26 protein-coding genes are annotated in these 24,137 nt (G+C 59.8%); 12 read left to right on the plus strand and 14 right to left on the minus strand.

All coding sequences use genetic code 11. The annotated features are described in order from the left end of the window. Positions 1-20: 20 nt before the first annotated feature. From pssA to ASG35_RS05825, 5 genes are all read right to left on the minus strand, one after another. Entirely contained in the window at positions 21-887 is an 867-nt protein-coding gene (gene pssA, locus ASG35_RS05805) for a CDP-diacylglycerol--serine O-phosphatidyltransferase (protein WP_056354015.1), read from the minus strand. Between the two features lie 43 nt (positions 888-930). Continuing rightward, positions 931-1,575 (minus strand): phosphatidylserine decarboxylase, encoded by a 645-nt coding sequence (locus ASG35_RS05810; RefSeq protein ID WP_056354018.1) that lies wholly within the window; start codon positions 1,573-1,575, stop codon positions 931-933. Positions 1,576-1,696: 121 nt separating this feature from the next. After that, the gene (ilvC, locus tag ASG35_RS05815) at positions 1,697-2,713 is read right to left on the minus strand and encodes a ketol-acid reductoisomerase (RefSeq protein WP_056354023.1); all 1,017 of its coding nucleotides are present in this window, start codon (positions 2,711-2,713) and stop codon (positions 1,697-1,699) included. 77 nt (positions 2,714-2,790) lie between these two features. Beyond that, positions 2,791-3,282, minus strand: a complete 492-nt coding sequence (ilvN, locus tag ASG35_RS05820; RefSeq protein WP_047844600.1) for an acetolactate synthase small subunit — start codon at positions 3,280-3,282, stop codon at positions 2,791-2,793. A 113-nt stretch (positions 3,283-3,395) separates the two neighbouring features. Then, entirely contained in the window at positions 3,396-5,159 is a 1,764-nt protein-coding gene (locus ASG35_RS05825) for an acetolactate synthase 3 catalytic subunit (RefSeq protein ID WP_056354026.1), read from the minus strand. 384 nt (positions 5,160-5,543) lie between these two features. Here ASG35_RS05825 and ASG35_RS05830 point away from each other — a divergent pair, with 384 nt between their 5' ends. Genes ASG35_RS05830 through ASG35_RS05845 form a run of 4 tightly spaced genes read left to right on the plus strand, consistent with a single transcriptional unit; the run spans position 5,544 to position 7,819 of the window. Beyond that, on the plus strand, positions 5,544-6,107 hold the full coding sequence (locus ASG35_RS05830; protein ID WP_056354030.1) for an RNA polymerase sigma factor: 564 nt from the start codon (positions 5,544-5,546) through the stop codon (positions 6,105-6,107). Next, a complete protein-coding gene (locus ASG35_RS05835; protein WP_056354033.1) occupies positions 6,104-6,538 on the plus strand; it encodes a DUF3619 family protein in 435 nt (144 codons plus the stop codon). The genes ASG35_RS05830 and ASG35_RS05835 overlap by 4 nt, the downstream gene beginning before the upstream one ends. Positions 6,539-6,556: 18 nt before the next feature. Next, positions 6,557-7,288, plus strand: coding sequence for a DUF3106 domain-containing protein (locus tag ASG35_RS05840; protein ID WP_056354036.1), 732 nt, complete (start codon positions 6,557-6,559; stop codon positions 7,286-7,288). A gap of 3 nt (positions 7,289-7,291) precedes the next feature. After that, positions 7,292-7,819 (plus strand): RDD family protein, encoded by a 528-nt coding sequence (locus ASG35_RS05845; RefSeq protein ID WP_056354039.1) that lies wholly within the window; start codon positions 7,292-7,294, stop codon positions 7,817-7,819. A 28-nt stretch (positions 7,820-7,847) separates the two neighbouring features. Here ASG35_RS05845 and ASG35_RS05850 read toward each other — a convergent pair whose 3' ends face one another. After that, positions 7,848-8,597 (minus strand): class I SAM-dependent methyltransferase, encoded by a 750-nt coding sequence (locus tag ASG35_RS05850; protein ID WP_056354042.1) that lies wholly within the window; start codon positions 8,595-8,597, stop codon positions 7,848-7,850. A 373-nt stretch (positions 8,598-8,970) separates the two neighbouring features. Here ASG35_RS05850 and ASG35_RS05855 point away from each other — a divergent pair, with 373 nt between their 5' ends. The 6 genes from ASG35_RS05855 (at position 8,971) to ASG35_RS05880 (ending at position 13,706) form a co-directional block, all read left to right on the plus strand. Next, entirely contained in the window at positions 8,971-9,855 is an 885-nt protein-coding gene (locus ASG35_RS05855; RefSeq protein WP_442854812.1) for a UDP-2,3-diacylglucosamine diphosphatase, read from the plus strand. Positions 9,856-9,882: 27 nt separating this feature from the next. After that, complete coding sequence (locus ASG35_RS05860) at positions 9,883-10,914, plus strand: glycosyltransferase family 4 protein (RefSeq protein WP_056354046.1); 1,032 nt, start codon at positions 9,883-9,885, stop codon at positions 10,912-10,914. A 53-nt stretch (positions 10,915-10,967) separates the two neighbouring features. Continuing rightward, the gene (locus tag ASG35_RS05865; RefSeq protein WP_056354050.1) at positions 10,968-11,522 is read left to right on the plus strand and encodes a diacylglycerol kinase; all 555 of its coding nucleotides are present in this window, start codon (positions 10,968-10,970) and stop codon (positions 11,520-11,522) included. A gap of 122 nt (positions 11,523-11,644) precedes the next feature. Then, on the plus strand, positions 11,645-12,361 hold the full coding sequence (locus ASG35_RS05870) for a TetR/AcrR family transcriptional regulator (RefSeq protein WP_056354053.1): 717 nt from the start codon (positions 11,645-11,647) through the stop codon (positions 12,359-12,361). Beyond that, positions 12,361-12,945 carry a TIGR00730 family Rossman fold protein gene (locus ASG35_RS05875; protein ID WP_056354056.1) on the plus strand — a complete coding sequence of 195 codons (585 nt, stop codon included), beginning with the start codon at positions 12,361-12,363 and terminating at the stop codon, positions 12,943-12,945. Before ASG35_RS05870 ends, ASG35_RS05875 begins: the two co-directional genes overlap by 1 nt. Positions 12,946-12,959: 14 nt before the next feature. Further along, on the plus strand, positions 12,960-13,706 hold the full coding sequence (locus tag ASG35_RS05880; protein ID WP_056354059.1) for an SDR family oxidoreductase: 747 nt from the start codon (positions 12,960-12,962) through the stop codon (positions 13,704-13,706). A 13-nt stretch (positions 13,707-13,719) separates the two neighbouring features. Here the strand turns inward: ASG35_RS05880 and ASG35_RS05885 are convergent, their stop codons facing one another. From ASG35_RS05885 to sugE, 5 genes are all read right to left on the minus strand, one after another. Further along, positions 13,720-14,319, minus strand: coding sequence for a DUF924 family protein (locus tag ASG35_RS05885; RefSeq protein WP_056354062.1), 600 nt, complete (start codon positions 14,317-14,319; stop codon positions 13,720-13,722). 5 nt (positions 14,320-14,324) lie between these two features. Then, a complete protein-coding gene (locus ASG35_RS05890; protein WP_056354065.1) occupies positions 14,325-14,747 on the minus strand; it encodes a group II truncated hemoglobin in 423 nt (140 codons plus the stop codon). A 19-nt stretch (positions 14,748-14,766) separates the two neighbouring features. Beyond that, positions 14,767-17,310: an ABC transporter permease gene (locus tag ASG35_RS05895; RefSeq protein ID WP_156393027.1), complete on the minus strand. Its 2,544-nt coding sequence runs from the start codon at positions 17,308-17,310 to the stop codon at positions 14,767-14,769. Between the two features lie 107 nt (positions 17,311-17,417). After that, the gene (locus ASG35_RS05900; RefSeq protein ID WP_056354071.1) at positions 17,418-18,062 is read right to left on the minus strand and encodes a DUF4126 domain-containing protein; all 645 of its coding nucleotides are present in this window, start codon (positions 18,060-18,062) and stop codon (positions 17,418-17,420) included. Between the two features lie 307 nt (positions 18,063-18,369). Then, a complete protein-coding gene (sugE, locus tag ASG35_RS05905) occupies positions 18,370-18,690 on the minus strand; it encodes a quaternary ammonium compound efflux SMR transporter SugE (RefSeq protein ID WP_056354074.1) in 321 nt (106 codons plus the stop codon). Positions 18,691-18,937: 247 nt separating this feature from the next. On the opposite strand from sugE, the gene ASG35_RS05910 reads away from it, so the two are divergent. Together ASG35_RS05910 and cydB are read left to right on the plus strand one after the other, a co-directional pair. Then, on the plus strand, positions 18,938-20,413 hold the full coding sequence (locus ASG35_RS05910; RefSeq protein ID WP_056354077.1) for a cytochrome ubiquinol oxidase subunit I: 1,476 nt from the start codon (positions 18,938-18,940) through the stop codon (positions 20,411-20,413). Continuing rightward, positions 20,410-21,414, plus strand: a complete 1,005-nt coding sequence (gene cydB / locus ASG35_RS05915) for a cytochrome d ubiquinol oxidase subunit II (RefSeq protein WP_200945693.1) — start codon at positions 20,410-20,412, stop codon at positions 21,412-21,414. Before ASG35_RS05910 ends, cydB begins: the two co-directional genes overlap by 4 nt. A 4-nt stretch (positions 21,415-21,418) precedes the next feature. Here cydB and ASG35_RS05920 read toward each other — a convergent pair whose 3' ends face one another. The 3 genes from ASG35_RS05920 to ASG35_RS05930 all read right to left on the minus strand — a co-directional run bounded on the left by ASG35_RS05920 (position 21,419) and on the right by ASG35_RS05930 (position 23,872). Beyond that, the gene (locus ASG35_RS05920; RefSeq protein ID WP_056354080.1) at positions 21,419-21,889 is read right to left on the minus strand and encodes a hypothetical protein; all 471 of its coding nucleotides are present in this window, start codon (positions 21,887-21,889) and stop codon (positions 21,419-21,421) included. Positions 21,890-21,914: 25 nt separating this feature from the next. Next, on the minus strand, positions 21,915-22,478 hold the full coding sequence (locus ASG35_RS05925; protein WP_056354083.1) for a peroxiredoxin: 564 nt from the start codon (positions 22,476-22,478) through the stop codon (positions 21,915-21,917). Between the two features lie 80 nt (positions 22,479-22,558). After that, entirely contained in the window at positions 22,559-23,872 is a 1,314-nt protein-coding gene (locus ASG35_RS05930; protein ID WP_056354085.1) for an EAL and HDOD domain-containing protein, read from the minus strand. Positions 23,873-24,137: the final 265 nt, after the last annotated feature.

A 24,137-nucleotide genomic window follows, 5' to 3' on the forward strand; every position in this document is an offset into this window, starting at 1 on the left:
GCTTCACATTCATGCGCTCTTCAATGCGCTTTTTCCGATGACCGGGCCGGATTCGGCCGTCCTCTCAGACTCATGTATCCCCACCAGGCGTAGCCTGAAAAACCGTAGAGAACGAAAAGTCCGAACAGCATCAACGGCGGATCCGACGATACAAGCACAAACGCCACCACAACCAGCAGCACGCCGGCGAACGGCACGCGGAATCGTACGTCGAGCGCCTTGCCGCTGTAGAACGGCGCGTTAGAAACCATCGTCACGCCAGCGTAGATGGTGAGCGCGAATGCGACCCAGGGAAGCCAGACCAGCTTGAGCGGCACGCGGTTATCTGTCGCGAGCCACACAAAACCTGCGATCAACGCCGCCGCCGCCGGGCTCGGCAGACCCTGGAAATAGCGTTTATCGACTACGCCTACGTTTGTATTAAAACGCGCCAACCGCAACGCCGCGCCCGAACAATAGACGAACGCCGCGAGCCAGCCCCATCGGCCGAGATCCTTCAGGATCCATTCGTACATCACCAACGCAGGCGCGACGCCGAACGAAACCATGTCCGAAAGACTGTCGAACTGCTCGCCAAACGCGCTCTGCGTATGCGTCATGCGTGCAACGCGACCGTCCATGCCGTCGAGCACCATCGCCACGAAAATAGCGATGGCCGCAATCTCGAAGCGCACGTTCATGGCCTGAACGACAGCGAAAAAGCCGCAGAACAGCGCGGCGGTGGTGAACGCATTAGGCAGCAGATAGATGCCGCGCTTTCTCAGAAATTGTTGCCGCTTCGCCCGCCTCGTTTCCAGCACGCCGAGATCCTGCGCCGCCTTGTTGCGGCGAAATGCCCGCGGGGGTGTTGTCGTGCTACGTGTCCGGCGCGGTTTGAGTGCCGCCATCGAGTCCTCCGTTGTGCAGCCTGGTTTTACCGCTTATTTATGCTTACTCTGCGAACTCGGCAAGAATGGTGGACGAAGCCGACACTTTCTCGCCGATCGCCACGCGCGGACGGCTTCCGACCGGCAAATACACGTCGACACGCGATCCAAAGCGAATAAAACCATAACGCTGGCCACGATTGAGCGGTTCGCCCACGTGGACATAGCACAAAATGCGCCGCGCGATCAGGCCGGCAATCTGCACCGACGTCACCGTATGTCCTGCCGCGGTCTGGATCACGATGGCATTGCGTTCATTCTCGGTCGATGCTTTGTCGACGGCAGCATTCAAATATGAACCGGGAAAATACTCGACTTTGCTGATGGCGCCATCGACAGGCGAGCGCTGCGAGTGGACGTTGAACACGTTCATGAACACGCTGATCTTGAGCGCCTCGCGGTTTGCATACGGGTCGTGCGCCGTTTCCACTGCGACAACACGGCCGTCGGCAGGACACAGCACAGCGTTGGCCTGAACCGGAATTGGACGCGCGGGATCGCGGAAAAATTGCACGACGAAGATCGTCAGCAACCAGAACGGCCAGGCGAAACCGAAACCGCCAATGGCCTGGATCAACACGGCAACGACAGCCGCAATCGCAATAAACGGCCAGCCTTCACGCGCGATGATCGGATGTGGATAGTTCATGAACGAGTTCTATATTTTAGTAAAACCGTAGGATAGCAAAAGCCGTCCGGCGCCAAGCGACTCCGGACGGCTTTCGGTCATTACTAAGACCGGCAAACAACGCCGGTCGTTCAAGCTTTATTTAGTTCTTCGACTGATCGACCAGCTTGTTTGCGGCAATCCACGGCATCATTGCGCGCAGCTTGGCGCCAACCGTTTCGATCTGGTGTTCAGCCGTCAGACGGCGGCGCGATTGCAGCGTCGGTGCGCCAGCACGGTTTTCGATAATGAAGCTCTTTGCGTATTCACCCGTCTGGATATCCGTGAGAACCTGCTTCATCGCCTTCTTCGTTTCGGCCGTCACGATCTTCGGACCCGTCACGTATTCGCCGTATTCGGCGTTGTTCGAGATCGAATAATTCATGTTGGCGATACCGCCTTCATAGATCAGGTCCACGATCAGTTTCAGTTCGTGCAGGCATTCGAAGTAAGCCATTTCCGGCGCGTAGCCCGCTTCCACCAGCGTTTCGAAGCCGGCCTTGATCAGGTCGACCGTACCGCCGCACAGGACAGCTTGTTCGCCGAACAGGTCGGTTTCGGTTTCTTCGCGGAAATTCGTTTCGATAATGCCGGCACGGCCGCCGCCGTTCGCCGCTGCATACGACAATGCCACGTCACGCGCCGAGCCCGACTTGTCTTGCGCCACTGCGATCAGGTGGGGAACGCCGCCGCCTTGGGCGTACGTGCCGCGCACCGTGTGACCCGGCGCCTTCGGGGCGATCATGATCACGTCGAGGTCGGCACGCGGGATGACCTGGCCGTAATGCACGTTGAAGCCGTGAGCGAAAGCCAATGCCGCGCCGTCCTTGGCGTTATCGTGCACTTCGTTCTTGTAGACTTCGGCAATCTGCTCGTCCGGCAGCAGCATCATGACCACGTCCGCGCCCTTCACGGCTTCGGCCACTTCCTTGACCTTCAGTCCGGCCTTCTCGGCCTTGCTCCACGATGCGCCGTTCTTGCGCAGGCCGACCGTCACGTTGACGCCGCTGTCCTTCAGGTTCAGCGCGTGTGCATGTCCTTGCGAGCCGTAGCCGATGATCGTGACCTGCTTGCCCTTGATGAGGGAGAGATCGGCGTCTTTGTCGTAGAAAACTTTCATGTCGGTTCCTTTGCCTTGAATAGATTCGTTGATTCGTTTAAGGGGTACTGGTAACTGCGAGTTCGTTGCGGCGAGTCTCAAACCTTCAGAATGCGCTCGCCCCGGCCAATGCCGGAACTTCCGGTGCGCACGGTTTCGAGAATCGCCGTCGCATCAAGCCCCTGAATAAAGGCGTCGAGTTTGTCGCTCGCGCCCGTCAGTTCCATCGTGTAGCTTTTTTCGGTGACGTCGATGATCCGGCCGCGGAAAATATCCGCCATCCGCTTCATCTCTTCCCGCTCCTTACCGACCGCCCTTACCTTGATCAGCATCAGCTCGCGCTCGATGTGGGCGCCCTCTGTCAGGTCGACCACTTTCACCACCTCGATCAGGCGGTTCAGGTGCTTCGTGATCTGTTCGATCACGTCGTCCGAGCCAATGGAGACAATGGTGAGCCGTGACAGCGAGCTGTCTTCGGTCGGCGCCACCGTCAAGGTTTCAATGTTGTAGCCGCGTGCGGAAAAGAGGCCGACGACACGCGATAACGCGCCCGGTTCGTTTTCCAGCAACACGGAAATGATGTGTCTCATGATGTTTGCGTTCCCGATTAATCCAGTTGGAAAGCGTGTTTTCGCGAAACTCGTGCACGGCCAGACGTCTTTTGTGAAGACGGGCGCGCGCGAATCCGCACGAGAAACAGCCGTTATAGATCTTCCGATCCGAGCAGCATTTCCGTGATGCCCTTGCCTGCCTGGACCATCGGAAAGACGTTTTCGGTGGGATCTGTCTGGAAGTCGAGGAATACCGTGCGATCCTTCAGCCGCAGCGCTTCCTTCAGCGCCGGTTCGACATCGCGCGTATGTTCGATGCGCATGCCCACATGGCCGTACGCTTCGGCGAGCTTCACGAAATCAGGCAGCGCATCCATATACGAACTGGAATAACGCTTCTTGTATTCGATCTGCTGCCACTGCCGAACCATGCCGAGATAGCGGTTGTTCAACGAGATGATCTTGACCGGCGTGTTGTACTGCTTGCACGTCGACAATTCCTGGATGCACATCTGGATCGAGCCTTCGCCCGTGATGCACAGCACTTCGTCGTCCGGATGCGCCATCTTCACGCCCATGGCCGCCGGCAAACCAAAGCCCATGGTGCCGAGTCCGCCCGAGTTGATCCAGCGGCGCGGCTCGTTGAACTTGTAGAACTGCGCGGCCCACATCTGATGCTGGCCCACGTCCGAGCAAACGAATGCCTCGCCGCCGGTGAGTTCCCAGGCCTTTTCGACCACGTACTGCGGCTTGATGATTTCGCTCTTGCGGTCGAACTTGAGACAGTCCTTCGAACGCCATGCCTCGATATCCTTCCACCAGTCGGCAAGCGCCGGGGTATCCGGGCCATGATCGGCCGTTTGCAATTGCTCGATCAGGTCCTTCAGCACTTCCCTCACGTCGCCGACAATGGGGATATCGACTTTCACGCGCTTGGAGATGGACGACGGATCAATATCGATGTGAATGATCTTCTTCGCATGCGACGCAAAATGTTCCGGATCGCCGATCACACGGTCATCGAAACGCGCACCGATGGCAATCAGCACGTCGCAATGCTGCATGGCCATGTTGGCTTCGTACGTGCCGTGCATGCCGAGCATGCCGAGGAACTGCTTCTTGTCCGCGCGATACCCGCCCAGGCCCATCAGCGTGTTCGTAACCGGATAACCGAGCAGATCGGCGAACTGGTTAAGTTCACGCGCCGCATTCGCCAGGATGATGCCGCCGCCGGTATAGATATACGGACGCTTTGCCGACAGCAGAAGCTGCACGGCCTTGCGGATTTGGCCCGAATGACCTTTGGTAACCGGATTGTATGAACGCAGCGAGACGGATTTCACCGGCTCGTATTTGCACGGGGTCTTCGAAACGTCTTTCGGAATATCGATCAGCACCGGGCCGGGACGGCCTGTGCGCGCGATGTAGAACGCCTTCTTGATGGTCGCAGCGAGTTCGCGCACGTCCTTCACGAGGAAGTTGTGCTTCACGCATGGACGGGTGATGCCGACCGTATCGCATTCCTGGAACGCATCCTGGCCGATTGCCGCAGTCGGAACCTGACCGCTGATGACGACCAGCGGAATGGAATCCATGTAAGCCGTGGCTATGCCCGTTACCGCATTGGTGACGCCGGGGCCGGAGGTCACGAGGCACACGCCGACATTTCCCGTCGAGCGTGCATACGCGTCGGCGGCATGCACCGCGGCCTGTTCGTGGCGCACGAGAATGTGCTGGATCTGGTCCTGCTTGTACAACTCGTCGTAGATATAAAGTACCGAGCCGCCGGGATAGCCCCAAATGAATTCGACGTTCTCATCGGCCAGCGCGCGCATGAGCACGGTGCCGCCAATGGATTCAGCTTCGAGTGGGGGAGTCGTATCCGACGTGGAGAATTCCGCGCTGGGCATATTCATACATTCACCTTTCGAATTTTCGGCAAAAAATTGATTGGGTGCTCTCTGCCGTGCTTGTGGCTCGGGTTCAAGCGGCGCGTCTTAATGGGAAGCGGGCTTCTTGGGCTCGCCTCAAAGAGACAGTTCACTGATGATGCGAGTCGGAAACGATAGCCCGAGGCAATAAAGACAGTCAAGCAAAAATTTCTGCAATCGCAACGGGAACGCGCTGAATTGCACGACAGACGGCTCGGAAAGCGCCGAAATACCGTTAAAAAACCGGCGTTTCGGGGTTCGCCCCGGCCGCATTTCCTCGCTGTTCACTCAAAAGTTTGTTAGCATCCGCAGGTTTTTAACCTCTCACCAACCCTTATCGACGCACGCTCGTTGCGCCGGGCCTCACGGATGGCATCAGACAAGGAACTCGCCGATTTTCTGGCGGGCGTCGAAAGACGCGCGTTCAAGCAGACGGTGTACACCGTACGTGACGACGACGCGGCGCTCGACATCGTTCAGGATGCGATGATCAAGCTCGCCGAAAAATACGGCGACCGCCCTCCGGCCGAATTGCCGCTTTTGTTTCAGCGTATCCTGCAAAATGCAACGCACGACTATTTCAGGCGCCAGAAGGTCAGAAATACGTGGGTAAGCCTGTTTTCATCGTTTGGAAATGCCGACGACGATGAATTCGACCCCCTCGAAACCTTCGAATCGCAGGATGGCACGGTCGGTGCGGAGAGCAGCGAAAGCCGGCTCGAGCGCGAACAGGTGCTCAATCTGATCGACGCGGAAATCCAGAAACTACCAGCACGTCAACGGGAAGCGTTTCTCATGCGTTACTGGGAGGATATGGATGTCGCCGAAACCGCCGCTGCAATGGGCTGCTCTGAGGGCAGCGTAAAAACGCATTGCTCGCGGGCCACGCATGCGCTGGCACACGCGCTGAAGGCGAAAGGAATCACGCTATGAGCAACGCTCTCGATCAGAAAGAAGCCGAATTCGCGCTGAAGGTACGCCGCGCGCTCGACGAAAGTATTACAACGCTACCTGCCGCGTCGCTGGACAAGCTCGCGGCAGCGCGCCGGACGGCGCTCGCACGCAAAAAACCGGAGAAAGTCGCAGCGCCGGTTTTCGCGCCTGCGCTCGCCGGCGCGGGCATGGCGCCGAGCCTCGGCAGTCCTGCATCTGGCTCGTCCGGCAAACGCGGCCGCTTTTCGCGCCTGACGCTTGCGTGGCCGTTGCTCGCGCTCGTGATCGGGCTGGCGGGCATCGCTTATTGGGAAGATCAGCAACGCACCGCTGAACTCGCCGATATCGACGCCGCTATGCTGAGCGACAACCTGCCGCTCGACGCGTATCTCGACCACGGTTTCAACGCGTACCTGACGCGCAATCATTAAGTCTGCAGGAGTTATCGGGTGAGTTACAAGCGCGGCCTCGCGATTGTCTTTGGATGCGCAATTGCGGGACTCGTCGCGTTTGCCGCCACCTATCCGCGGTTCTATTCGGCCGCTTCCGCCATCCCACTCGCTGCTGCCCCCTCCGGGGCAAGCGCGGGCGAGGTGCTGTCCCCGCTTTCTTCGCTTTCCCCCGATAGTCCACTTGCCTGGGCCCGCCTTACCGAAGCCCAGCGAACCGCGCTCGCACCTTTTGCCAAGCAATGGGATCAGTTCAGCGAGGAACGAAAGCTCAAGTGGATGAAAATCGCATCGCGGTATAACAAGCTATCGCCCGAGGGCCAAAACCGCCTGCACGAACGCATGGCCGAATGGGTGCGCATGACGCCGGACCAACGCAAGGTTGCGCGGGAAAATTATCAGGTTTCCAAGTCGGTGCCGGTCGAAAAGCGCGAACGTGCCTGGGACGCATATCAAAAGCTCCCCGAAGAACAAAAGAAAAAGCTCGCGGCTACCGAGAAACCGCGCCGGCCGACCGTTGTCAGCGCGCCGCCTTCCGGAAAAACCGAAGTCAAGGACATCAATCGGCTGATCACCAATCGGGACCACACGCATGCGTCCGAGGCGACCGAAGCGCAAATCGGGGTGCCCGCGCCTGCGTCGCCGGCTATTCCGAATGCAGCGAGCTTCGTCCCTGCCACGCCGATTCCTGTTTCGCCTCAGCAAGCGCCGTCGATTTTCAACGGATCCTGAAATATGGCGAGTGCTTCCATAGAGTCGCTCTCCCCTGCTCCGCTAGTCGCGCCAAAATTGCGGCGTCGCCTGGCTGCAATGGTCTATGAAGGCGTGATCCTGTTCGGGATCGTGTTTATTGCTGGATATATTTTCAGCACGCTCACTCAGCAACGTAACGGACTTACGCATCACAACGTGTTGATGACGTGGATCGGGATCGTGCTCGCGGTTTATTTCGTCTACTTCTGGACGCACGGCGGCCAAACGTTGCCGATGAAAACCTGGCGCCTGAAAGTGGTCGATGCACGCGGCGCGCCTGTCTCAATTGCGCGTGCCATTGCGCGATATGTGCTCGCGTGGCTCTGGTTCTTGCCGCCGCTGGCGTTGCATCCGTTCCTTGGATTGACCGTGCCTGTAACGCTTGGACTTTGCGCCGGTTGGATCGTGCTGTGGGCCGCGGCTGTATGGCTCGATCCATCGCGACAATTCCTGCATGACCGGATGGCCGGGACGCGTGTGGTCGCTGCGTCGCCTGTAGTTCCTAATTGAGCAGCGGCTCAGCCCCGTTTACGTTCACTCAACTCAGCCAGTCCGGATCATCGTTCAACGCCATGTGCAGGTTGTCGTTGAAGTGATGCAAACGGAAACCTTCCTGCGCGAATAATGTGTCGAGTGCGCGTCGCGTATAGATCGTGATGTGGCCATTGCGCGGCGCTATGTACCAGTGGTCCATAGCGCGCGGCGGCACATGATCGATGGTCAACGTCGAGAACAACAAAACGCCACGCGGGCCTAGCAATCCTAAAGCTTCCCGAGTGGTCGCAACCGGATCCGGCGTGTGTTCGAGCACTTCGAATGCACTGATGAAGTCGAAGGAATCGGAGGGCTGCTGCGTTCCGGTTGTGTCCATCGGATCCCAGCTATACGCATCCAGCCCGCCTTCCCGTAATAGCTCCGCGAGTTTTCCATTCCCGCCGCCGTAATCCAGGCATTTCAGGTCTTTGCCCTTCCTGACGAAATCAAGAATGAAGTCTGCGTTGTTGGCCGGCCGTGCATCGACATAATCAGGGTCGATCAGCACGTAGTCGTCGTTATAGATGTGCTGTACGAACTCGGCCTTGCTCCAGTCGTCGAATGCCCGCGTGAAAACAAGGTTGCATTCGCTGCACTGGTGATAATAGATTGGCACGCCTATGAGCGGCAGATAGCGCCCTCGCGCTTCTTCGCAGCTCTTATGAAAGTCGGTGACGCCGTAAAGGAACGCCTGTGCGTTGCAGATCTTGCACGTCGATACGCGCTCGACGGGACGTACTGTTACGTTGTCCATTTATTTAGGAATCCGCTTTGACCCGGTGAGTATAGGGAAAGCGCGGTTCAAACAGGGCGCCTTATGCACAGTTTTGACAGATCTGCCACGAACGCGACAAAATGCGCAGCAACGGCAAATTTTCGATCCGCAAGGCCTTCGGGTTACGCCGGATCGCCACGAATGCCGGGCTTCGCTTTAGCTGCAAAAAGCGCCGTGACAGCGATGCATCGGACACCAGATCGATAAGAAGTTTTTGTGACTGTCATGGCACGGTCACGCGGGCATGGCGCAATGGCCTCACTGCAACCCGTTGCGCGTGCCCATGGCCACCAAATCGTCTGCGAGCAACCTGAGTGAACTGTTAGCTGTCACCCTCCGCGATGCAGAAGCCATCGCGTTTCGCACCGACGCAGCGACACACTCACCACCGTTATCGCCCGAAACGATCACTCCAAACCTCGCGCCACAAAACACTTCACGTCCAGACGACGGTCCCGCCGATCATAAATACCGCACCATCTGGCTCTCCGATATCCATCTCGGTTCCGGCGGCTGCCAGGCGAATTACCTGCTCGATTTTCTTCGCCACAATGATTCGGAATACTTGTATTTGGTCGGCGACATTATCGACGGATGGCAGCTTCGTAAAGGCTGGTTCTGGCCGCAGGCGCACAACGACGTGATCCAGAAGATTTTGCGCAAAGCCCGTAAAGGCACGCAAGTGGTCTACATTCCCGGCAATCACGACGAAGCCGCGCGTCAGTTCTGCGACCTCGCATTCGGCGATATCCACGTGCGCCAGGAAGCCTTTCATACCACGCTTGCCGGCAAGCGCTTGTGGATTGTCCACGGCGATCTTTTCGACGGCGTCATTCAGCACGCCAAGTGGCTCGCCTATCTCGGGGACACGCTCTACACACTTATTCTGCTGCTCAACCGCTGGTTCAATCGCGCGCGCAGCCGCCTCGGCCTGAACTACTGGTCGCTCTCGCAGTACCTCAAGCATCAGGTCAAGAACGCGGTCAACTTCATCTCGAAGTTCGAGTCCGTGATGACCGACGAAGCGCGCCGCCGCGGTTGCGACGGCGTGGTCTGCGGACACATACACAAAGCCGAGATTCGCGATATCGACGGCGTTCTGTACTGCAACGACGGCGACTGGGTCGAGAGTTTGTCGGCGCTCGTCGAGACGTTCGAAGGCGAACTGAAGATTGTTTACTGGACCGTTCTGCGCTCACCTGAACACCACGTACAAAAGGCCGGGGCAACCGCCTGAGCGCTTCACCTACTGAGAGGCCATCGAATGAAAATCATGATCGTGACCGATGCTTGGGAACCTCAAGTCAACGGCGTAGTGCGTACACTGAAAAGCACGAGCCGCGAATTGACGGCGCTGGGGCATCGCGTGGAATTGCTCACGCCGCTCGAGTTCAGGACCATCCCGTGCCCGACGTATCCCGAGATCCGGCTGTCGCTATTGCCGCGACGCCGCGTGGCAGAGCGCATTGAAGAGTTCGCGCCCGATGCGTTGCACATTGCAACAGAAGGTCCGCTCGGCATGGCGGCGCGCTCGTTTGCCATACGCAACAAATTGCCGTTCACGACCGCTTATCACACGCGTTTTCCGGAGTACGTTCAGGCGCGTTTCGGCATTCCGATCAGCGCGACGTACAAGTTCCTGCACTGGTTTCACAAACCCTCGCAAGCGGTGATGGCGCCGACGCCCGTGGTGAAAACGGACCTCGAAAAATTCGGCTTCACGAACGTTGTACTGTGGACGCGGGGCGTGGATCTGGATATCTTTCAGCCGATGGACTCAAAGGTTCTCAACACCACGCGTCCGATATTTTTGTACGTGGGACGCGTGGCCGTGGAAAAGAACGTCGAGGCTTTTTTGAAGCTGGACCTGCCGGGTTCAAAATGGGTGGCAGGCGAAGGTCCGGCGCTCGCCGAACTGAAATCGCGTTATACGAACGTGAATTATCTCGGCGTGTTGTCGCAGGCCGAGCTCGCGAAGGTCTATGCAGCCGCCGATGTTTTTGTATTCCCGAGCCGCACGGACACCTTCGGTCTGGTGCTGCTCGAAGCCATGGCGTGCGGCACGCCGGTGGCGGCCTATCCGGTGACGGGTCCTATCGATGTATTGGGAACAGATGGCCCCGGCGCGCTCGATGAAGATTTGCAGGAAGCCTGCCTGCGTGCGCTTAAAATTGAACGTGCCGATGCGCGCGCATGGGCGGAGAAGTTTTCGTGGCGCGCGGCATCGGAGCAATTTGCTTCGCATCTGAAGCCGCTCGGCACGCGCGGCGCGACCCAGAAGCAAGCCGCAGCTTAGAGCGATCAGCGCAACATCAACGCACCACGAACGCACCTCCACCGACTCGCAATGTGAAAGCCAAACCTTCAGTGCAAGCGGACTCGTTGCTTTATGTTCATCGCGATCCCTTCGATCAGGAAGCGGACGACGTTGACGTGCACAGCGACGTCGATACCTTGCCGAACGCTCGAGAACCGCTGGGTCCCGACGATCCCCTGGCTCCCCTGCCCTTCAATCCGTACAAGGGCAACCGCGGCCTGACCCGCGCCTGGCACGCGATGAAAAACTCGCTGAACGGCTTTCGCGTGGCGATCCGCGAGGAAAGCGCGTTCCGCCAGGAGCTGACGCTCGCGGCGATTCTTCTGCCGTGCGGTATTTTTGTGCCGGTCGCGCCGGTGGAGCGCGCGGTGCTGATTGCATCGGTGCTGCTGGTTCTCATGGTGGAACTGCTGAATTCGAGCGTGGAAGCGGCCATCGACCGGATTTCGCTGGAACGCCACGAGCTTTCCAAACGCGCGAAGGACTTTGGCAGTGCGGCGGTCATGGTGGCGCTGCTCGTGTGCCTGTTGACCTGGGCGCTGATCGTAGGGCCGCTACTCTGGCGATGGACCCTCGCGCTATTCTGAAGCCGACCCGCCCGCGAACCACCCGTTTATAATCGTCCGATATTCAAGATAGCCTCCGGTTTCAGGGTCCGAGCGCTGCCGTCCAGGCGGCTCGCCTTCGCCGGTCAACCAGGTCGGACGACATGGAAGCAAAACCTCCCCGCCGCACGCGCGAGCGCATTCTCGAACTGTCGCTGAAACTCTTTAACGACATTGGGGAACCGAACGTCACGACCACGACTATCGCGGAAGAGATGGAGATCAGCCCGGGCAATCTGTACTACCATTTCCGCAATAAAGACGACATCATCAACAGCATCTTCGCGCAGTTCGAACAACTGATCGAAAAGCGGCTGCGGTTTCCGGAAGATCATCGTCCGACTATCGACGAAATGTGGTCGTATCTGCAGTACATGGCGGATTTTCTCTGGCAATACCGTTTCCTGTACCGTGACCTGAACGACCTGCTTGCCCGCAACCGCACGCTCGAAACGCATTTCAAGCAGATCATCACGCACAAGGTCAACTTCGCGCAGCAACTCTGCGACGCGCTCGTAACCGATGGCGAAATGGTCGCGACGCCCGCGGAGATCAAGGTGATCGCGACCAACATGGGGATCATCGCGACGTACTGGCTGTCGTATCAGTTCGTCATGAACCCGCGCAAATACAACGAGCAGGACACGATTCGCGCGGAATTGCATCAGGCAAGCCTGAATATCATCTCGGTAATGGCGCCGTATTTGCGCGGCCGTTCACGGCAGATTTTCGATGACCTCGTGTCCGGGAAAATGCCTGAACGCGTCTTTGCCGACTACCGCGCGCCGAAGGAAGACGGCGCGCCCAAGGAACCTATCTAATGAAAGCAGTGTGTGTATATTGCGGCTCCTCTTACGGAGCCCGCCCGGTCTATGCCGAAGCGGCCAAGGCGTTCGGACGCGCATTGGTTCAGGCGGATCTCGCGCTGATCTACGGCGGCGGGAGCGTGGGATTGATGGGCACCATCGCCGATGAAGTGCTCGCCCACGGCGGCCGCGCGATCGGCGTCATCCCGGAATTGCTGATGAACAAGGAAGTCGGCCACAAAGGGTTGACCGAGCTGCATGTGGTGCCCGACATGCATCAGCGCAAGAAGAAGATGGCGGATCTGTCGGATGCGTTTGTATCGATGCCGGGCGGTGTAGGCACGTTCGAAGAGCTGTTCGAGGTTTATACGTGGGCGCAACTTCGATACCACGAGAAACCCGTCGCGCTCCTGAACATCGACAATTACTACGATCCGCTGTTGGCCATGCTCAAGCACACGGTCGAGGAAGGTTTCATGCGCGCGCCGTTTCTCGACATGCTTCAGGTCGAATCCGATCCGGCGAAACTGATCGGCGCGCTGAAGGCATACAGACCGCCGGCGATCGATCGCTGGCCCGAAAAACGCGACGCTGTTTGAACGGAGTTCCGGTTATGTCGAAAGTCGTTTTGATCACGGGCGGCAGCCGCGGCATCGGCCGCTCAGCAGCGTTGTTGTGCGCGGCGCGCGGCTGGTCGATCGGCGTGAATTACGCCACGAACCGCGCCGCCGCCGATGAAACCGTCGCCCGCGTCGAAGCTGCGGGCGGCCACGCGATCGCCATCCAAGGCGATGTCAGCCAGGAAGCCGATGTCATCGCCATGTTCGATGCCACCGTTCGAGCATTCGGGACAATCGATGGCTTCGTGAACAACGCGGGCATCGTTGCGCCAGGTTCGGCGCTGGCGGACATGGACGTGGCCCGCATGAAACGCGTTTTCGATACCAACGTGCTCGGCGCGTACCTCTGCGCGCGCGAAGCGGCGCGGCGAATGTCGACGAAGCGCGGTGGCGCGGGCGGATCGATCGTCAATATTTCGTCGGCGGCGGCGCGGCTCGGATCGCCCAACGAATACGTGGATTACGCGGGTTCGAAGGGCGCCGTCGATACGCTGACTATCGGTCTCGCGAAGGAACTCGGCCCGGAAGGCGTGCGCGTGAACGCCGTGCGTCCGGGTTTGATCGATACAGAGATCCACGCGAGCGGCGGCAAGCCCGATCGCGCGGCGCAACTGGGCGTGCTGGCGCCGCTAGGCCGGCCCGGTACCGCCGATGAAGTCGCGGAATCGATCGTGTGGCTGCTATCGGATGCGTCGTCTTATGTGACCGGCGCGTTGCTCGACGTAGCGGGCGGACGTTGAGTTTCGTGGCGAATCAAAAACCGCGATTCGTCTTGAGCCACTCGAGTTCCTCGGCTGTCGATTCACGGCCGAGGATCACGTTTCGATGCGGAAAGCGTCCGAATCTATCGATCACTTCAGCGTGACGGATGGCGTACTTGAGACCTGATTCGATATCGTCTTCGCGGGTTTCATCGAAGAGAATCTGATAAAGACGCACCGCTTCGCGCTGACTCTCGATTGCCTCGTGGTGCTCGAATGGCATGGCCACGAACATGCGGTGATAGACAGTCGGCAAGCTGCGCTCCTTGCCTGAAACAACCAGTTCGCGGGCGAGTTCCAGAGCCATCACGTCACCGGAAAATGCGCGCGGCGTTCCACAAAAACAATTGCGCGTGAACTGGTCGAGCATCACGATCAACGCCAACGCGCCAAGCGGCGCAGCAGACCACGACGCAAGCTCTCCTCTCAACGCCAGATCGAGCAAGCCGCCGAAACGCGCGTGAAGCGCGGTATCGAAGGCGGCGTTCTTCTTGAACCATTGCCTGCGCGCGTGCCCGAACTCCAGTGAATCGGGCGTCCCGAACCACGCGTCCAGCACGTCTCGAGCACGATGATCCAGCGCGTCAGTCATAAAACTCAGCCCGGACGATTTCGCATCCAGTCAACGGTATCGAAGAAAGAGGTGAGCAGGCGTTCGCGCATGGGTTCGTCGAGGCCGATGTCTTCCATTGCCCAAGCCATGCAGCGCAGCCATTGATCCCGTTCCGGCGATGCAATCGCAAAAGGCAAATGCCGCGCCCGCAAACGCGGATGACCGAACTTGCTGATGTAGTAATCGGGGCCGCCCATCCAGCCGCACAGGAACCAGAAGAACTTGTCGCGGGAATTATCGAGCGTCGGCGGATGCAAACCGCGCAACACGGCAAACTCGGGCTCCAGATCCATCAGGTCGTAGAACCGGTCGACGAGCGCCCGGACGCGCGCCTCGCCGCCGATGAGTTCGAATGCCGTGGGTTGCGGCGTTTCCTGCTGAGTTGCGTCGGAGGTTGCTTCGGTCATGCGTATCTTTGATTGTGACTCAGGCGTCGCGTAGGGATTGCAGCGCCGGACGCGACAGCACGCGGCGCAGGCTCAACCAGCCGCCCAGCCCCGAACAGACCACGCCCGCGGCAATGCCGGCTGGCACGAGCCACGGATTGAAATCGATGTGAAACTCGAACACGCGCGTCGCGAGCAGATAGCCGATGCCTTGCGCGCCGAGCGCCGCCATCAGCCCGCTGAGCGCGCCGACCGCGACGAACTCAGCCGTCTGCACCGAGCGCACCTGCTTGTGCGAAGCGCCCAGCGCGCGCAGCAACGCGGACTCGTGCATGCGTTCGTCGCGCGTACCGGCAAGCGCGGCGTACAGAACAAGCACGCCGGCAGCCAGCGTGAAGATGAACAGGAACTGCACAGCGCCGATCACCTGTTCGAGCACGCGCTGGATTTGCGCGAGGATCGGCGCGGTATCGATGGCGGTCACGTTCGGATACTGGCCAACTAGTCCATCGATCAAACCCTGCTGCCCCGGCGGCAAATGAAAACTCGTGATGAACGTGGCGGGCAAGTCGCTGATGGACGGCGGCGGCATCAGCACGAAGAAGTTCACCTTGAACGAATTCCAGTCGACCTTGCGCAGGCTCGTCACCGGCCCTTCCACTTGCATGCCGGCGACGTCGAAACGCAAAGTGTCGCCGAGTTTCACGCCAATGGTCTTCGCGAGCCCTTGTTCTATCGATACCTGCGGTTTGCCGTCCGTGCCGTACCAGTCGCCGCCGACCAGGCGGTTATCGCCGGGAAGCTCGGTGGTGTACGACAGATTGAATTCGCGATCGACCAGCCGTTTGGCATCGGCTTTCTCGTAGTTGTCCGGGCTCACCGGCTTGCCGTTGACCGCGACAAGACGGCCGCGCACCATCGGCGACAACGCGGCGTCGCCTTGTCCGTGCTGCTTCAAGTACGTGGTAACGCCCGCGCGCTGGTCGGGCTGGATATCGATCAGGAACTGATTCGGCGCGTCCGGCGGCGTGGATTGCCGCCACCCGGCGATCAAATCGCTACGCGTCATGGCGATCAGCAACAAACACATCAAACCGATACCCAACGCCGTGATCTGCAACGCGCTCGCGCCGCTGCGCCGCTCCAGCGATGCAAGTGCGTAGCGCCAGCCCACGCCCGCCCCCACGCGCTCGCTGCGCACGAACCGCGCTGCCGCCCAGAGCGCCACGCGCGCGATCACGCCGAACACGAGCAAACCGCCCGCAAAACCGCCCGCCACGATCCCGCCAAGTTTCAGCTCGCCCGCCGCGATCACGAGCAGTCCGGCAAACAACATCACGCCGACGGCGTAAGCGAACCACGCGATACGCCCTGCATCGCCGAGTTCACGCCGGATCACACGCACGGGCGGCACGCGCGTCAGCGGCAGCAACGGCGGCACCGCAAAGCCAAGCAATAGCACGAGCCCGGTAGCCACGCCCTGCACCGCTGGCCAGATGCTGGGCGACGGCAACTCGACATCGACGAGCGTTCCAAGCCAGCTGAGCAACACGAGATGCCCGCCGAAACCCAGCACCACGCCAACCACGCTGCCCAGCACGCCCACCAGTAAAAACTCGCCGATAAACAGCGATCGCAACGTCGCCTGACTCACGCCGAGACAACGCATCGCGGCGCAGCCGTCGAGGTGACGGCGCGCAAAACGATGCGACGCCATCGCGATCGCAACTGCCGCGAGCAACGCGGTCAGAAGCGAAACCAGCGTCAGAAAATGACTCGCCCGGTCGATGGTCTGACGAACTTGCGGCTGGCCGTCCTGCAGCGATTCAAGTGCTACGCCGCGCAGCTTGCTGCCTTCGGCCGAAGCGCCGTTCGACCCGCCGGCCGGTTTTCCATCGACCTTGTCGCGGGCGAATTCGGCGAATTGCTTGACCTGCGCGTCCGGCCCCGCCACCAGCAGTCGATACGTCACGCGGCTGCCGAACGTCACGAGCCCGGTGGACGCAAGCTCGTCGGCGCGCATCATCAGGCGCGGCGAGAAGCTCACGAAGGAAAAACCGCGATCGAGTTCGCGCGTGATGATCGCTGAAACCTTGAACGTGCGCGTACCGACCCGGACCGTTCCGCCTACGGGCACTTTCAGCGCATCGAGCAAGGCGGGATCGGCCCAGACGGTGCCGGGCGCGGGAATAGACGTGGCTGGAGCGTCGGGTTGACCGACCGCCGGCGCAATACGCAACGCGCCGCGCAACGGATACCCGGGCGACACGGCCTTGAGCGCCGATAACCGGGCGACGGGCGCCGCGGTGCCGCTGCCGGAAACGCCCGCGCTGATCATGCTGGGGAAAATTGCCGTGGTCGCGGTTTCGAGCTTGAGTTGTGCGGCTTCGGCGGCAAACGATGGATCCACAGGATGATCCGCTCGAACCACAAAATCCGCGGCGATCATCTGCCGCGCGTCGCGCTCAAGTCCCTGCCGCATCCGGTCGCCGAGAAAACCAACGCTCGCCAGCGCGGCAACCGCCAGCACGAGCGCGAGAATGAGCATGGTCAGTTCGCCGGCACGCCAGTCGCGAGCAGTCATGCGCAGCGATTGCCGCGCAATCTGCGCGATGCTCAAGCCATGCCGACCTAAATTCTGTTTCGATTCCTGCTTCGAATCCGAACCGCTGCTATCCAGGCTACTGGTACTCAATCGTGCTTGCTCCTGAACGGTCCGGCGGAATTGATGCGTGCACCGACGCTCGGGGCTGCGACCATGTGCTTGGCCATTCGGCCGAATCCGCCGCGCACGCCTCGCATGAGTCGCGGCAAGGCCCATCCGGCGCATAGTAGAAACGCAATGATCAGCAACAAGCACAGCAACGGCACGAACAACGCCAGCGTGATGCCGAGCAACGCGCCGAAGTCCTCGGTGGCGGAGGCAACCCAGTTCGACACCGGTTCCGGCGATAAATTGATCAACGCGCGCGTTCCGGCTTTAGCCAGATGCGCGGCGCCCGCGAGCGTGCCGCCGGCAAGCGCGGCGATGGTCAGGAGGGCCGGATCGGCATGACCGAACGCGCCGACGGCCAGTACAGCGCCGGCGGGAATGCGGATAAAGGTATGAATTGCGTCCCAGAGGGAATCGAAGGCGGGGATTTTATCGGCGAAAAATTCTACGATGGTCAGCGCCGCCGCCACGCCGATCACCCACGGAGAGGCCAGAACCGCCAGCGTTTCAGGCAGATGGATCAGGCCCAGCCGCTCGAACAGCCCGGCGATGAACACCGTCAGGTAGAGTCGCAGCCCGCTCGCCCAGGAAAGCCCCGCTGCCAGCGAAAGTGCTTCAAGCATCACCGTCTCCTTGCGCGCTGCTCACCCCGCGCCAGGTACCAGGACCGTCGCGGCGCTCCTGACTTTGAGTGTTCTACCCGCTGTTCGGGAACGAGCAGTGGGTGGGATATTGGACAAAACGTAAAGCGTTGGAGCCGGACGTGATCGATATGCTACGGACCGTGCCGTTAAACGCCGAACCAGCAGGCCGTTTGAACCCATTATAGCCACCGGTTGCTAACCGATGCAGCGCGCCGCGTTCCTGCATAGACTCATTAACGGCTATTCCAGCGATTGTTTGAGCGCTTGATGCAGCAAAACCTCGCGTTCAATGTCCCGACGACAGCTTCAGCCCGATCAGCCCGACCACGATCAACGCCGCACTGGCGACCCGCGCCACCGTCAGCGCCTCACCCATCATCACGATGCCGAAAATAAAAGCGCCGACCGCGCCGATGCCCGTCCATACAGCGTAAGCGGTGCCGAGCGGCAGTTGGCGCATGGCCATGGCAAGCAGCACGAAGCTGCCGGTCGCCGTCACGACCGTGAACACCGACGGCCACAAGCGCGTAAAACCCTCGGAAGTCTTGAGACCCGCGGCCCATGCAACTTCGAGCAATCCGGCGATAAACAAAAGAAACCAGGACATGGACATTCCCCATCGACAAAAGTGGGGCCGTCCCCGGTGTAATCGACGCGCGCGTGGTCGTCCACGTGACGTGTAATGAAAGCGTAATTATATCAACGATAAGAAAGCATCGCATTCGACCAATTTGTTGAGCGTTATTGGATTCTTATTCGGAAAGCGGGCACTAAATAATATCGTCGTCTCATGGAAAGCTGGTTTAATCTAAACCCGTCAGCGCGCCATAGAAAACTTCTCAAGTGGAGTGTTCATGGAATTAGATGCCGTATTGCTGTCCCGTTTTCAGTTCGCGTGGGTCATCGCATTTCACATCCTGCTGCCCGCGTTCACAGTCGGCTTGTCGTGTTTTATCGCGACACTGGAAGTGCTTTGGTGGATCACCAAACGCGACGTCTATCGGCGGCTCTCGGCGTTCTGGCTCAAGATATTCGCGGTTTCGTTCGGCATGGGCGTGGTATCGGGGATCGTGATGCCGTTCCAGTTCGGCACCAACTGGAGCCGTTTCACCGATGCCACCGCGAGCGTTATCGGCCCGTTGATGGGTTACGAAGTCCTCACCGCGTTTTTCCTCGAAGCCGCGTTCCTCGGCGTGTTGCTCTTCGGCCGCAAGCTCGTGCCGCAATGGGCGCATGTGCTGGCTGCGTTTTTCGTGGCGTCGGGAACGGTGATTTCCTCGTTCTGGATTCTCGCGGTCAATAGCTGGATGCAGACGCCGCGCGGCTACAAGATCCTTCCCGACGGTCGTTTCGAAGTGACGAGTTTCTTCGACGCCATCTTCACGCCCTCCTTCCCATACCGCCTCGGCCACACGGTCAGCGCGTTTCTCGTCACGGCGGCGTTCGTGATTCTCGGCGTCGGCGCTATGTACCTTCGACAACGCCGGTCGCTGGAAGAAAGCCGCGTGATGACGAAGATGGCGCTGATCTTTCTGATGATCATGGTGCCGGTGCAGATGGTTATCGGCGATATGCATGGTCTCAATACCCGCGAACATCAGCCGGCGAAACTCGCGGCCATGGAAGGCTTGTGGGAAACAGGCTCGCGCATTCCCGCCGCCATCTTCGCCATTCCAGACCAGGAGAACGAACGCAACCGCTTCGAATTATCGATACCCGTGCTCGGGAGCATCTATCTTACGCACGATCCAAATGGCGTCGTGCAAGGTCTGAAAGACTTTCCGCGCGAGGATCGGCCTAACGTGGCTGTCGTGTTCTTTGCGTTCCGGATCATGGTCGGCATTGCCTTGCTGATGTTCGTGCTCGTGCTGTCCGGCATCGTGCTGTTTGCGCGCGGCAAGCTCGAAACCAGCACGCGCTGGCTGCGATGCGCCACGTATGGCATGCCGCTTGGGTTTATCGCCGTGCTGGCCGGATGGACCACGACCGAAAGCGGCCGCCAGCCATGGACCGTATATGGCCTGATGCGCACGAGCGACTCGGTCACGCCGTCGCTGAAAGCCGGCGATGTCGGGCTTTCGTGGCTGCTCTACGTGCTGGCGTACATCGTGATTTTCGGCTCGGGATTCATCCTGCTGCGGCGCCTCGTGCGCATCGGTCCCGCCGACGAACACCACGATACCGATCACGATCAGCTGCAACCGGAGACGCGTGCGGCGCGGCCTTTATCGGCGGCATCGGCAAGTGCTGCACCGGCAAGCGCGGCGGCTTCGGGCGTGACCAAAGCGGTCCGCCCGGACGACGTGATTCCGCCAGCCAGGAGACCATGATGCTCGACCTCGTGCCGATGTGGGCCGCCATCCTGGCGCTCGCCGTATTCATGTACGTGCTGCTGGACGGCTTCGATCTGGGCGTTGGCATGGTGTTTCTGCTGCGCCACGATCCGGCCGAAAGGCAGTTGATGATCAACTCGGTCGCGCCCGTCTGGGACTTCAACGAAACCTGGCTGATCCTCGGCGGCGGCGGCTTGCTCGCCGTGTTTCCGCTGGCGTTCTCGATCATCGTTCCAGCGGTTTATTTTCCTATTCTGCTGATGCTGCTCGGCTTGATCTTTCGCGGCGTCGCGTTCGAATTCCGCGAAGTGATCAACGCACGGAAATGGATATGGGACGGCGCATTCGGTTACGGATCGCTTATCGCGACGTTCTCGCAGGGCGTGGTGCTCGGCATGTTCATCCAGGGCTTTCCAATCCACGGCCGCGTTTTCGCCGGAACCAGCTGGGACTGGATCGCGCCCTTTCCGCTTTTGACAGGCATCGGATTGATCTTCGGTTACGCGTTGCAGGGCACGACCTGGCTCGTGCTGAAAACCGAAGGCGATTTACAGGAATGGGCGCGCGGCATGGCGAAGAAGGTGCTGTTCGGCGTGATCGCGTTCATTCTGCTGATCAGCATCTGGACGCCGCTCAAGGACGCACGGATTTCGGAACGATGGTTCAGCTTTCCCGCGAGTTTCGTATTTGCGCCGGTGCCGGTGCTGACGGTGCTGCTTGTTTGGACATTGTGGTCTGCGCTGGGCAAGCGCCGCGAAGTCGTGCCGTTCATGTGTTCGATCGGCCTGTTCTTCCTCGCATTCACCGGGCTTGTGATCAGTTTGTGGCCGTTTATTGCACCGCCATCGGTGACGCTGTGGGACGCATCCACTGCGCCCCTTTCACAGCAGTTCCTGCTTATTGGAACGATGTTCCTGTTGCCGGTGATCGTGATTTATGTCGTCTGGTCGTACTGGGTCTTTCGCGGGAAAGTACGCAGCGATATGGGATATCACTAAAGAATTACAACTTCTCGTCGGTCGCCTTTTGCAAGATCCGGCTCCACTTGTGCGCTTCGCGCCGGTCGCGCATGGGCAAGATCCATTGCGGGTTCGCGGAGTCGTCCACATCCAGCACAACCTGCCAGGCGCTTCCCGCCGAACCCGCCTCCATGCGCGCGCCGCGCAGGTCGGCAAAGATGTACATGCCGGTGCGCTCGGCCACGCGAACCTCGCACAGGCGTTTGCCCGCCGCCACTCTCACGCCACCCCAGTCGGCTTTGAGCTCATGCGTCCAGTCGCCATCGCTGGCATTGGGAGCGACCTCTTTCCACCGGAACCAGAAGTAGGCTGCAGCGGCCGCCACGATCAAACCCGCCAGGATCGCGGCGCCAACTGCAATGCCCAGGCCGAACGCCGCCGAGATTGCGTGGAAAGACCAGAACGCGCCGTAGATCACGGCCACGAGAACAACCAGTACAACGATTATCGGCATCAGCAAACAACCTCAAGCGCGGGGATTATTGTGTCTTGTGCTTCGCGTTCCAATCTTTTAACGCCTGCAGCGTGTTCGCCACGTGCTGATCCGGCGACAGGCTCGTGTATTCGTAGATCACCTTGCCATCGGGCGCAATCACGTACGAAACACGGTTCGCCATGGAATTCACGAGCGGCATGGACGCGTCGTATTGCTTGATGATCTTCGAGTCGGCGTCGGCGGCAACAGGGAATTTGCTGCGGCACTCGCTCACCGAAAACTTCTTCAGCGTGTCGATGTTGTCATGCGACACACCGATAACGGTCGCGCCCTGTGCCTTGTATTCGTCGACGGCATCGGCGAATTCATGCGCCTCGATGGTGCAGCCTTTCGTGAACGCAGCCGGATAAAAGTAGAGCACGACCGGTCCCTTCTTCAACGCGCTTGCGAGCGAATAGTCGAAGACGTTTCCGCCCAGCGATGCCTGCGTGGTGAAGCCCGGCGCCTGGTCGCCCGGCTTCAACGTTGCGTAGGCAACAAGCGCATAAGCCGCCAACGCGGCGCCCAGCGATAAACCCAGCAACTTACCCGCAAATTTACGCTTCATGACAGTCCCTTCGTTCTTGATTGGCTGCTTTGCCGGGGATAGTAAGCATGCACACAATACAACCGTCCGGCGAGACTACACTATTCCACCCGGTGGGCGCCGAACCACGTGGCGGCATCGAACTGCAACTGGGCGAGCACGGACGGGCTCAGCACCGCGAATTCGGCGTCCGAGCCAATGCTCGAATCCAGCTCCGGCGCGTCGCCCCGTTCCGCGGCCTGTGAAATCCGCAACAACGCGCCGAGCGGCCCGCTGCCTTCCACGATCGCGTCGCAAATCTCTTTCGACAACTTCAACAACTGCATGATTTCGACAGGCGGCAAGTCCACGACCACATGGACGAGTGAAAAGATGCCGGTCATGAAGGCGGCATCGGCGAATCCTTCATCCGATGGCCGCAACGCGCGCGCCGCCAGTTCCATGAAGCGTGCGCGCGTGCCGACGAGCTGCACGAGCGGGTCGGAGCGCCAAGGCAGATGGCGGCCATCGGCATAAAGCAGCAACTGGGTCCAGCGCGATATCTGCCGTGTGCCGGTCGCCGCGATGGCCTCGCGCAGCGACGAAACCGGCCGCGCCAGCTTGAACGCACTCGAATTGGCGAGGCGCAGCAACTGCACCACCACGTTCGGATTGAGCTTCAGTTCGGCTTCGAGTTCCGCAATGCCGGGTTCACCGGAAAGCAGGCCCAGCAATCGCAATAGCGCAGTGCGCGACGGGTTCGAGCGGCGCGTCACGAGCACTTGCGGGCGCGCGAAGAAATAGCCCTGGAAGAGGTCGAAGCCGAGTCTGCTGGCTTCGTTGAAGTCCTGGTGGGTTTCGATCTTTTCGGCGATCAGAGTTTTGCCATGACGTTTGAGCGTGGCGGCGAGTTCCGGAATATGCGCGCGGTCGGCCGTCAGAAAGTCGATCTTCACGTAGTCGACGTAAGGCAACGCTTCGTGCAGCGGTTCGGTGAGCGCAACGACGTCATCGAGTGCGAATTGAAAGCCGGCCGCCCGCAACTGCTCGCAGCGCTTGAAGAGCTTTGCGTCGAAGGTAACCGTTTCAAGGATCTCGAGCACGAAGCGATCGGGCGGCATGATGTGGACGATGTCATCGAACAACAAGTCGCGATTCATGTTCACGAAGCCGCGATGATCGCCGAGCACGGCTGACAAACCGATCTCGCCTACCGTTCGCGCCACGACATGGGCGGTAGCCTGGACATCGTCGAAAATCCGCGCGCGATTGTCGGGGCTGTCGCGAAAGAGCAACTCGTAGGCGTGCAGCGCGCCCTTGCGGTCGATGATCGGCTGCCGGCCCAGATAAACACTTTCCGGTTCCCGGATGGCCGACGGATCAGCGGACACGTCGATGGAATCGCCTGGCGATGAAGTGGGATCAACCGGGGGCATTGATCGGCCCGATGGCTACAGCCCTTCCAACTTGCTCGGCTTCACGCACCCGGCACGCCGGAAGCCGACGCAGCGCAATGCTGGCGGTGGCGGCGTCCGGACTCTGGTCCGGCTGTGACAATCGGCTTGGAGACACGGTCATGGCGTACGGCAAATGGAACGATAACAACTCGATAACAGTGGAAACCAATGACAAGCGATGAATCAGGCTAAAGCATGCGGACCATCGTTGGAAAGATTTTGCAGCTTCTTCCCGCAGCGAATC

Origin of the sequence: Burkholderia sp. Leaf177, assembly GCF_001424345.1 — a bacterium.
Lineage (GTDB): Bacteria > Pseudomonadota > Gammaproteobacteria > Burkholderiales > Burkholderiaceae > Caballeronia.